The organism is Enterobacter hormaechei ATCC 49162 (assembly GCF_001875655.1).
GTDB classification, from domain to species: domain Bacteria; phylum Pseudomonadota; class Gammaproteobacteria; order Enterobacterales; family Enterobacteriaceae; genus Enterobacter; species Enterobacter hormaechei.
In genome coordinates this window covers 1-9435 of the sequence record NZ_MKEQ01000004.1, presented here as the reverse complement: position 1 = coordinate 9435, position 9435 = coordinate 1, and the positions used below count along the sequence as shown (strand labels likewise).

Annotated in this window: 10 protein-coding genes and 4 pseudogenes; all 14 read right to left on the bottom strand. The window is 53.0% G+C overall.

The genetic code is table 11. The features are described 5' to 3' along the window. A pseudogene (locus BH712_RS23630) lies at positions 1 to 588 on the bottom strand (tape measure protein); the annotation flags it as partial. A 7-nt stretch (positions 589 to 595) separates the two neighbouring features. After that, entirely contained in the window at positions 596 to 820 is a 225-nt protein-coding gene (locus tag BH712_RS23625; protein ID WP_000952684.1) for a hypothetical protein, read from the bottom strand. A 125-nt stretch (positions 821 to 945) separates the two neighbouring features. Continuing rightward, entirely contained in the window at positions 946 to 1263 is a 318-nt protein-coding gene (locus BH712_RS23620) for a hypothetical protein (RefSeq protein ID WP_000163862.1), read from the bottom strand. Positions 1264 to 1322: 59 nt separating this feature from the next. Further along, the gene (locus BH712_RS23615) at positions 1323 to 2069 is read right to left on the bottom strand and encodes an Ig-like domain-containing protein (RefSeq protein WP_006812510.1); all 747 of its coding nucleotides are present in this window, start codon (positions 2067 to 2069) and stop codon (positions 1323 to 1325) included. Between the two features lie 74 nt (positions 2070 to 2143). Beyond that, the gene (locus BH712_RS23610) at positions 2144 to 2527 is read right to left on the bottom strand and encodes a minor capsid protein (RefSeq protein WP_000469441.1); all 384 of its coding nucleotides are present in this window, start codon (positions 2525 to 2527) and stop codon (positions 2144 to 2146) included. A gap of 1 nt (position 2528) precedes the next feature. Further along, complete coding sequence (locus tag BH712_RS23605) at positions 2529 to 3002, bottom strand: hypothetical protein (RefSeq protein WP_006812511.1); 474 nt, start codon at positions 3000 to 3002, stop codon at positions 2529 to 2531. Then, a complete protein-coding gene (locus tag BH712_RS23600) occupies positions 2993 to 3337 on the bottom strand; it encodes a hypothetical protein (RefSeq protein ID WP_001027662.1) in 345 nt (114 codons plus the stop codon). The genes BH712_RS23605 and BH712_RS23600 overlap by 10 nt, the downstream gene beginning before the upstream one ends. A gap of 97 nt (positions 3338 to 3434) precedes the next feature. Further along, positions 3435 to 4267 (bottom strand): annotated as a pseudogene (locus tag BH712_RS23595) (hypothetical protein). Further along, the gene (locus tag BH712_RS23590; protein ID WP_006812512.1) at positions 4267 to 4701 is read right to left on the bottom strand and encodes a hypothetical protein; all 435 of its coding nucleotides are present in this window, start codon (positions 4699 to 4701) and stop codon (positions 4267 to 4269) included. The pseudogene BH712_RS23595 and the gene BH712_RS23590 overlap by 1 nt, the downstream one beginning before the upstream one ends. Before the next feature lie 43 nt (positions 4702 to 4744). After that, positions 4745 to 5668, bottom strand: coding sequence for an Ig-like domain-containing protein (locus tag BH712_RS23585; protein ID WP_006812513.1), 924 nt, complete (start codon positions 5666 to 5668; stop codon positions 4745 to 4747). A gap of 74 nt (positions 5669 to 5742) precedes the next feature. After that, on the bottom strand, positions 5743 to 6618 hold the full coding sequence (locus BH712_RS23580; protein WP_006812514.1) for a major capsid protein: 876 nt from the start codon (positions 6616 to 6618) through the stop codon (positions 5743 to 5745). 26 nt (positions 6619 to 6644) lie between these two features. Continuing rightward, a complete protein-coding gene (locus tag BH712_RS23575) occupies positions 6645 to 7541 on the bottom strand; it encodes a DUF6651 domain-containing protein (RefSeq protein ID WP_006812515.1) in 897 nt (298 codons plus the stop codon). A 22-nt stretch (positions 7542 to 7563) separates the two neighbouring features. Next, positions 7564 to 9137 (bottom strand): annotated as a pseudogene (locus BH712_RS23570) (phage portal protein). A gap of 33 nt (positions 9138 to 9170) precedes the next feature. After that, positions 9171 to 9435 (bottom strand): annotated as a pseudogene (locus tag BH712_RS24810) (terminase); the annotation flags it as partial.

The window sequence follows — 9435 nt, the reverse complement described above, 5'->3', positions numbered from 1 at the left end:
TTGCTGGCGGCCAATCACGGCATCCATCTGATCGCGGACTTTCTTCAGCCCCTCGGCAGCCTGGCTCGCTGTGACACCCCAATTACTGAGACGCTTCGTCGTGGTGTTAAGGCGCGTATTCATGCCACTCACGGAGGAAGAGGCTTCTTTTACCTCCGTACCGAAGCGGCTGGCGCTCTTGCCAGCGAACGTTGCCCAATCGGAAAACTCGTTGAGTTCAGACTGAACCTTGCGCAGCGATGTGGTGAGTTTATTAACGGATGAGGTGGTTGTGTCGACGCGCTCAATCAGGGTTTTGAGACCTGAGTTGAGGCTGGTAATGTTGCCTCGCGTCTTGCGCGAAACATCAGACACAAGCTCGAAGCCGGCAGCTACATCCTGTAGTTTGTCTGCCGTGGCATCGAGCTTGGACTCCAGAACGCCGATGATGCGGGAGACCGAACCCAACGAGCGTTCCAGATTGTTAATTTTCTGAGCGGGCTTTGTGGCCTGCTCCCCGAATCTGGTAAGTAGCTTACCCGCCCGGTCGATTGACGCTGTAAACTGCTTGTCTTCCAGCGACAGGATAAACTCTACGTTTTGTGACATTCCCTTGTCATCCTCTGCCAAAAATTTGCATCAGTTGCTCTTTGGCGTCAGGGTCTGCCTTATCCTTGCGTGGATCGTAGACTTTATCGGTTACGACTGGTCTTCCAATCCTGAGTTGCAAACCCTCCATGAACGCCTTCACGCCCTCGCCATCTGCCTGGGCAGCGCGAGCGACTTGCAGGTTGCGGACATCCTCTTCCGCGCGCAGACGGTCGATGTTGCGACTGAGCATCCAGAACATCGTTAGAGGGACGCCCAGCAGCTCTAATGGCGACACGGCGTAGTGAGCAACTACACGGCTGAAATAGAATCCGAGATCTATCGATACGGTCTTTACCCCGGATTCATCGCGGGAAATTACTTTGCCCCTTCACCAGCCGCTTTTTCGTTCTCTTCATCAATCACTTCCATAGCGAAGGTGAAGATCTGCTGGAGCTGCGGAACAGTCAGTTTTTCCAGTACAGCGTCCGGCACGGATGGGATGACCTTGCGAACCAGGTCGGCGTAAGCAGTTACCTGCTCAACAGGCGACATGTTCTGAAGGTCTTTGCCTTCCATCTGCTTGATGGAGACGAACAGGCCAACAGTCATTTCAACGATGGGGTATTCCTGACCGCCGAACTTGATGCTTTTCTTCGGAGGCAGAATGGAGTCGAGATCGAGTAATTTGGTCATTGGTTAAAGTCCTTTTAAAAGAGAGGCTCTTCCTGAGCCTCTGCTTAGTTACGTCGCGATTATTCGGCAGAATTAACCGTTACTGCTTTGGTCGCTTTCTTGCCGCCGCTATTGCTGGTAAAGGAGATATTTGCCGAACCTTCAGCTACTCCGCGAACCAGACCAGTCTGGTCAACGGTTGCTTTCTCCTGATTGTCGGATTCCCACACACCGGTTTTATCGCCGGCATCTGCAGGGGTGATCTGGGCAGTCAGCTGCACGGTCTCACCGGCTTTAACTTCCGGAGATTCCGGAGAGATAGAGACGGTTTTAACCGGCTTTGGGCCGCTCATTTTCCCCAGCACGCCGTCGTCATCCGGGTAAGCGGTGAACTGAACGGAGAACACACGAACATCATCAGACTGGTAGGTCATGGTGAAGTTACCTGCGGTCGCAGCTTTCGGGATGGTCAGAACGTAGTCGGTGGTATCCTGCGGGGTCAGAACCAGCTCTTTGGCTACGTCGATCAGGTTGACGCCCTGTGCGGAGGTGATGGTCACAGCGTTATCTTCTTCGCTCAGGGTAGATCCCGGCATCAGATCGACCATATTCTGCAACACAGACTCGGCCAGCGGCGCAGTGATAGTGATGTTACGACCCTGCACCAGCTCGGAGATGGTGGTCTGCCCCAGCTGGTCTACGGTGACTTTCAGAGTTTCGGTCGCAACTTCAACCTGAACACCGCCTTTGGTGTAACCCAGATCAACGCCACCAAACGACACTTTGCAGGCGCCAAGTTTGATGTTTTTTACATGGGTATTGGACATTGTTGGAAAACTCCTTTTTCCGTTAAATCAGCACCTTCATGGTGCCAATGGTAAGTATATACTTACTTATTTTATTAATTCAACAAATAGCCCGCAAATTCAATCGGGATACCCGCTTCAATCAACGAACCTTCGTTTTTGGGATAAGTAATCGGCATCGACATTGGCCGAACCAACCGGAAGTAAACGCCCTCCGACACGGTTTCTTCGACCGGGAACATGTCCATGATCTTATTGGCTTTCGCCACCGCCTTTGTGATCGTCGCATTACGCACGATGACGGTGAAAGAGTCGTGATAGAAGCCTTTTAACTCATGGTCAATGGTGATCCCCGTATTGGGAGTAACCAACAGAACACCGGACTTCACATTGGCTGGCATGTAGTGACAGAAAATGTCAGTGCCGACTGTACCGATCTTCGCCTTCTGCATCAGGCTCGCAAATGCTTCAATAAACACATCAACCTCTCGTAAAACCTGCTTTCCTTGCCGCTTCTGCTATCGTCTGAGTGAACTGCTTCTCACTGATCTGCACGGCTCTCTCAAGGAACAAAGGCCCAACTCGTGGCTTCACACCAGCGACTGGCGGGTTGGTGACGCTCTTCATGCGGGAGAGATAGCCTAGACGATACTTGCCCAACTCCATGTACTCCGCATAATCGCCAACCTCAACGCCCTGATGCCCTTCGCGTGGTTTGGCTCCAGATACCGATAACTCAATACGCAGCCCGGTATAGCCTTCTTTGACCACTCTCGCGAAGATCGCGCTTTCGAGTGAGCCGGTCTCCAGCGGGGCCATTGCCCGCGCCAGACGCTCAACCAGACGCGCCAGCTTCTCCATGTCACGGATGAGATAACGCTTAAAGGCTTTCTGGCTGTTATTGAGCCTGTCGCCAGCACGCTTAAACTGATGTGCGTCGTACTTCAGACCCATATGTTTGCCCCTACTTCCAGATGCCCAGGGCGCCCACGCAGTCCCCAGCGACGATGCACGCTGGATACCTTCAGCTTTTGCCCCTCCAGAATGAGAACGTCATCAAGCTGCACTGCGGCCTCAAGTGGGATCACCAGAACAGCATCGAACAATTCCAGATTCGCTTTACCGCGACTGCCGGAGCTGTCCGCACGTACCGATGACTTCTCGTTACTTTGCTCAAACTTAACGACGCCGACGTTCGTCTTCCTGACGAACTGCAATTGCGCTTCACCGTAGACGTTCTTCGAACCCAGACGGTAAATCGCTATCTCTGCTTGCCATGAAATGTTCATGCACTCTCCCTGTGGTTGGCAGCCGCACTCATTACCAGGCGAAGGCGCGATTGCTCGTCTTGAGCCTTTCGACCAGAAGTAAATAATGCGACTGGCGTTACGCACGGCGAACAATCATGCGGTTATTGATGTAACTGACCAGCAGTCGCCAGGTACTGCGAGCCACATGCACATTTGCCGCTTTGCCGGTGCGGTACATATTGGTCGTTTCACCAATGGACTCAGACAGAATGCCGTCCTCGCGGGCTGCCGCTACGTCATTACCGTTAGCGATTTCGCAGGCTTCATTAACCACGGCCAGCATTAATGCCTGTTTGAAGTAGTCCGGGAACTCGTCGAATTTCTCCGGCGTCATCTGCTCCCAATCGATCAGATCGTGACGATATGCCCGTCAGCACCCCACGGAATGTCATAGACGTTCAGCATGTTTTGCGGGCGGTCGTAACGGTCGAAGTCGATACGCAGGACTTTGCGGATTGAGAACGGCAGCGTTTTGACGCGTCTGGTGGCCTCAATGAGACGTTTGCGCATCAGCCCTTCGCCATCAGCTAACAGGGTGTCGCCGTTCAGCATATCGATAGCTTGCATCTGGGCGTCTGCGACCGTTGCGAATGACTGGCCTGGAATTGACAGCTCGAAGCTATTCAGCAGAACGTACATCTTGCGCTCTTCATGCGTCAGCCCGGATGCCACCGCTTTGACAATGACGTGTCGCAGATCGCGCTCTTTATCTGAAAGCAGGTTGTGTTCGGCCGACACGACAACCGGAATGGACATCTGCCCCTCAGTAATATCGAGAGGTTCGTTATCGACGATGATCGCACCTGCGCCATCTCTGACGGTATACGTGGCCGACTCAATATCCAGAACGTTAAATGCAAACGACAGGGAAACTGCTTCCCCGCTACGGTACGTGTCGATCTGCGCCATTACTCACCGCCCTGTGCTTTCAGGATGCCTTCGATCATTTCAACGATACCTTTGGCTTTCACGCCAATCTGGTTGCCGATCTGACGCAGACCCGCAATACCTTCACAGTCCGCAATCGACTCCAGCTCTTCACGAGTAAAGCGCTGTACCGGTTTGGCTTCCACTTCAGCCGTACCACGTTTGATTGGCACAATATCCGGGGCCGCCGTCTCGACAATGTCGTCCGCAGTCAAATCATTGCGGCTGCTGTACGCGGCAGAAGGAGATACATTTTTGCCTTCAACGGTAGTGGCACGCATGGAGGCACAAATCCGCTGCTGATCGATGAATGGCAGTTCGGCAACCGAGATGCCGTCGACAAACTGGATACCGCAGAGAATGCCCGTGTACCCCAAAAATTGAGGCTCCAATAAACGAATTTTTGCTGGTTTCATTCTTCTTCTCACTTAATGGGCGGCATCGCCGCCCATGTGTTGGTTACGCAGCCGGTGCTGCGGTCACTTCAACGGTCGCAGTGGCTTTGTGGCTACCGTCTTCCGTGGTGACTTCGATAGTGGCAGTACCTGCAGCCACACCGGTCACAAGTCCAGTTGCGCTATCAACCGTCGCGAACTCGGCATTTTTTGACGCCCAGGTTACGCGCTTATTGGTTGCGCCAGCCGGTTCGATGTTCGCGGTCAGCTGTACCGTTTTGTTGGCTTCAACGCTGGTGGTGCTCGGATCGACAGAGACGCCAGTAACAGCAACGACAGGCTCAGTGACTTCAACCGTAGCAGTAGCTTTATGGCTGCCATCCTGCGAAACCACTTCAATGGTTGCCGTACCAACGGCTACGCCAGCTACGTTACCGTTCTGGTCAACGGTCGCTTTGTCGTTATTTTTGGAAGTCCAGGTGACTCTTTTATTTGTTGCGTTTGACGGTTGTACATCAACGCGCAACTTGACCGATTTCCCCTTCTCAACAGAGGTAGAGTCTGGCGTTACCGTAACGGACTCCACGCTGACAGGCTTAACGGTCACTTCGACTGACGCAGAAAGCTGAGTCTGCTTATCGGTGGCGGTGATCTTCACTTTTCCCGGAGTCACGCCAGTAACCAGACCCGTACCGCTGACTGTGGCGACCTGGTCATTGGCCGACGTCCAGGTGAATGAATCTGCGCTTTTGCTCATGGTGATACCTGCACTAAGTTGAACGGTTTTACCCACCAATACGGACGGCGCAGCCGGTGTAATGGTGACAGACTGAGTGAACGGAATTGCCCGGAAGCAAGCCGCAAGATGGTTCTGCTGGCGCTCGCTCAGAGGCTCGTTGGAGATGGAATTGGTGAATCCGGCACGGCACATATGCCCCGTGAAATCCGCAAACGCCTCTTCCGTGATCTTCATCTTTTGTTCTGGCATTTCTCGCTCCTACAAAAAGGGTGGGCGTATAGCCCACCCTTAAATGGTAGATAATTACTTACCTACTATACTGATCAAATTTTTACGTTGGTCAGCGCGGCGATAGCCTTGTCGTGCTTGTTCGCCAGAGAGCAGTACCACTTAACGCGGGTACGGGTTGCGTCTTTGTTCTGAACAGTACCGATGTTCTCAACAACGATACCGGCGTTTTCACCGCCATACAGACCAGTCACACCGTTCTCTTCGGACAGGTGCAGGCAGTAGATGCTTGCTTTGCCAGAATCAGTCGGGATGAAGTCGTTCACAATGAACGGTACACCGTTGTGGCACAGCATCGGACGACCGAAGTTTTCCATCATGATTTCGGACGGGCCGAGGCTAACGGTACGCAGCAGAGCGCGATAAGCACGCAGGTGCTCGGAACGCATCATAATGCAGTCTGCGCCCAGATCTTTCACCGCGTCGACCAGCTCGTCGAACATGGAGAAGGTCATGGAAGCGCCTTCGATGTCGATCTTCTGATCGTCGTGCATCAGCTTCGGAATACCGTCGAACGCTTTGTTGTTGGTGCTGGAGTCGCCCAGAATCAGGTTGCGGCGGAATGCGCGAGCCAGACCTTTCACCTTCTGACGAACCTGGATTGCCAGCTGGTTGTTGGTGTCGGACATAGTGGTCGCCAGGAATTTGTCGACGTCTACGTCGCCTGCCAGGATACGCAGCTTCGCAACGTGTTCGGTGAAGGTTGCAGCGCCTTCGGTGATGGTGTCGTTCACATCGATGAAGGTTGCTTCGCTCAGGGTAGCTTCGCGGTTGTAGAGGTATGCCTTAGAATTAATCTTCATGAAAGGCAGAACAGCGAACAGGTCATCGCGATCGATGATGGTCTCGATCACACCCTGCTCAAGTTCGTTGTTAGACAGCTTTTCAGCTTCATCACGCAGTAATGGCATCTTTCATTTCCCTATGATTTAAGATGTTACTTGAGTCCGATTTTCCCCAGGCCGGAGGTCAACTTATCCATAGTCGACTTGCTCTTCGGCTGGTTTACTTTGTGGGTCGGTTTGCTATTGGAACCAGCACCCTGCTTGGCTTCGCTGCGCAACAGTGCGTCAGCTTCCGGATCTGCACGCAGAATGCGCTCAATCGCGGATTCGAACGGTAACGGTTTGCCTTCACCGTCAACCAGAACTGCACGTTCTTTCTGACCGGCTGGCTTATCAAAGCCCACAACACTACCGTCTTCACCCACTTCGAAATGAGAGCCGTAGATAACGCGAGCCTTAGCCGGAGTCATCAGAACTTTGTCACGCAGGAAGGCAGAGCCGCTGAAGGAAGCGCCAACAGTCATTTCGACCAGTTGAGCCTTCAGTGCGGCGTTCTCGCTCTCCAGAGTGGAGTAGCGTTCGTCGCGCTGTGCCAGTTCAGCCTGGTGCGCTTCGATCATCTGCTTTTTCACAGCATCGAACTCACCACGGCGTTCCAGTTCAGCCTGCTCCGCCTCCCGACGTGCGGTTTCTGCGGCTTGTTCAGCTTCGAGAAGCTGGCGAGCACGTGCCGGGTCAATATCACCGTACTGAGCCAGCTGATCGGCCAATGTGCGCTCTTTCTCCTTGCGCTTCATGTTCTCTTTCAGCAGGTCAGCACCGGCTTTCTTGGACTTACGCAGTTCTGCCAGCAACTCTTCCTGAGTCATACCGGCATACTCGTCGTCGTCACCCTTCGGTTGCTCTTTTTGCTCGCCCTGTTTGCCTGGGTCTTGATTGCCCTGCTCATTGTCTCCAGCAGGAGCACCGCCACCAGCGCCTCCGCGCTCATGCGCTTCAGCTACATCCATCAGGCCACGACGGGCCATAAGCATTTGCCACAGATTCATAGAAATTCCTTTTCGTTACTTATCACTCGGTCTCTTGAGTAGATGAGTCCCCATTCCTCGGGGTTGATCTTGCCCGCTTTCTTGGGCTGCATCTTGATCATAAGTAAGTACTGACTTATTTTCAAGGGTGTTAAGATCATTTTTTGGAGGAAATTTCAAGAGATCTTTTTGAAATTCCTTTTGCATCGCCTCGGAAATGTTCGGGAAGACCTTCTCGATGAGCATTTCCATCTGATGACGACGAACAGAATCAGGCGCCTGAAGCAGCGACAGTTTCTCGGCAACGGCAAACTCGTCAGTCAGACCGCGAATGTCGAAACTTTCCGGGTATGCGATCAGAGAGTGGTCTTCATCCAGTTCGACACCCATCCATTTCGCTGCCAGCTGCATCATCTGGCGCTCTGCCCTTTCGAGGCGCTCTGCTTTTGTCACCAGCAGACTGTTAACGCGCTGGAAGTCGTACATCTTCGCTGCGCCCGAAGAGTTATCGATGCCCTGCGCGTTATCCTGCTTGGTTCGCTCACCTGCCACACCAACGGAATGGTAGATCTCGTTAATCACCGTCTTAATCGTGGTGATGATCATCTGAGCCTGTTTCGGGTCTGGAGACAGGTAGAATGGCTGATTACCGCTCTCAGAGTCGAAGGTGAAGACGCGTTTTGTCCCCATTTCGAGCACTTTGGTGTGGTTTTCATCGCCCGGCAGCAGTGACTGAACCGGGATCGCCAGCTGGCTGAATGTCTGATCCTGAATAATCGCGTCAAGGTTCGACAGGTAGTTGGCCACGGCGCGGTCAAGATAGGCGATATCGTCAATCAACGACGGGCTGAAATACGGAGACTCGCTTTCGCCAATGCAGTCCACCGGAAACACCGGCACCACGCCCAGATTGTGCTGGCCGCTATCCTCCAGAACGACTTTGGCCTGACGACGACCGCTATTTCCGGAACCTTTCTTCACTTCTTCACGGAACAGATACCACTCGTTTTGCGTCCACAGACGGTAACGCTGGTATTCCTGCCCGGTTGACGTGAACGGATCTTCGTCGTCGCGCGCGATTTCAACAATCAGCGCCCACAACATATTGCCGTCTTCGTCCCAGGCAACATCAAGCAGCTGCTGCGGCGAAATCCAGTAAGCGTAGGCACGCGCATCATTTTTCTTCTCGTCTGCAACAGACTCAACATCGACGTTCATGGTGCTGTCCACGACAACCCAGATACGGCCATAAATGGATGATTGCAGATCGATAGCCGCCATAAACGCATCGATGGAGGTGTTCTGGCGCGTGGCTCGCTTCCAGAAATTGCGGATCTGCTCCGGCGCTTCATCAGTGTTGCGGTGAATGACCTCTTTGAAGAGGTATTTGTTGATGAGGTTTACCACTTCACGAGTGTGGTTGAAGCGATAAGCGCGTTCCAGGCGCTCTTTGAACTCCTGATCGCCCTCTTTGAAGTAACGGAAGATATTGTCGTTGAACCAGGCACGCCCGCCAGCGTAGGTGCTGGCGAGGAAGTCCCAATGTTCTTTTTTCTTCTCATATTCAGGGTGGCGTCGTGCCACAAGGTCTTTGATTTGCTTGTCAGTCAATTCCATTTGCTTTTCCTTTCCTTTTAGGTAAGTGCTTACCTATCTAGATCCACCAAGAATAACACGATTTTTCACCGGATACCTACGATGAACCGGATAACCCAACGCATCCGCACTGTGTTCGATGCCGCCAGTCTTATCCATATCGCGTGAGCCTGGCTTGTAGATCACCTTCTCCAGCGAGTCGATGAGGTGTTTGCACTTCGGATCGATGTACAACGGGTTTCGCCCGAGGCACTCATCAACATGCGATTCACTGCGTTAACACGGTCTGCGATCGGCGGGTGCTTCTTCGGATAATCGA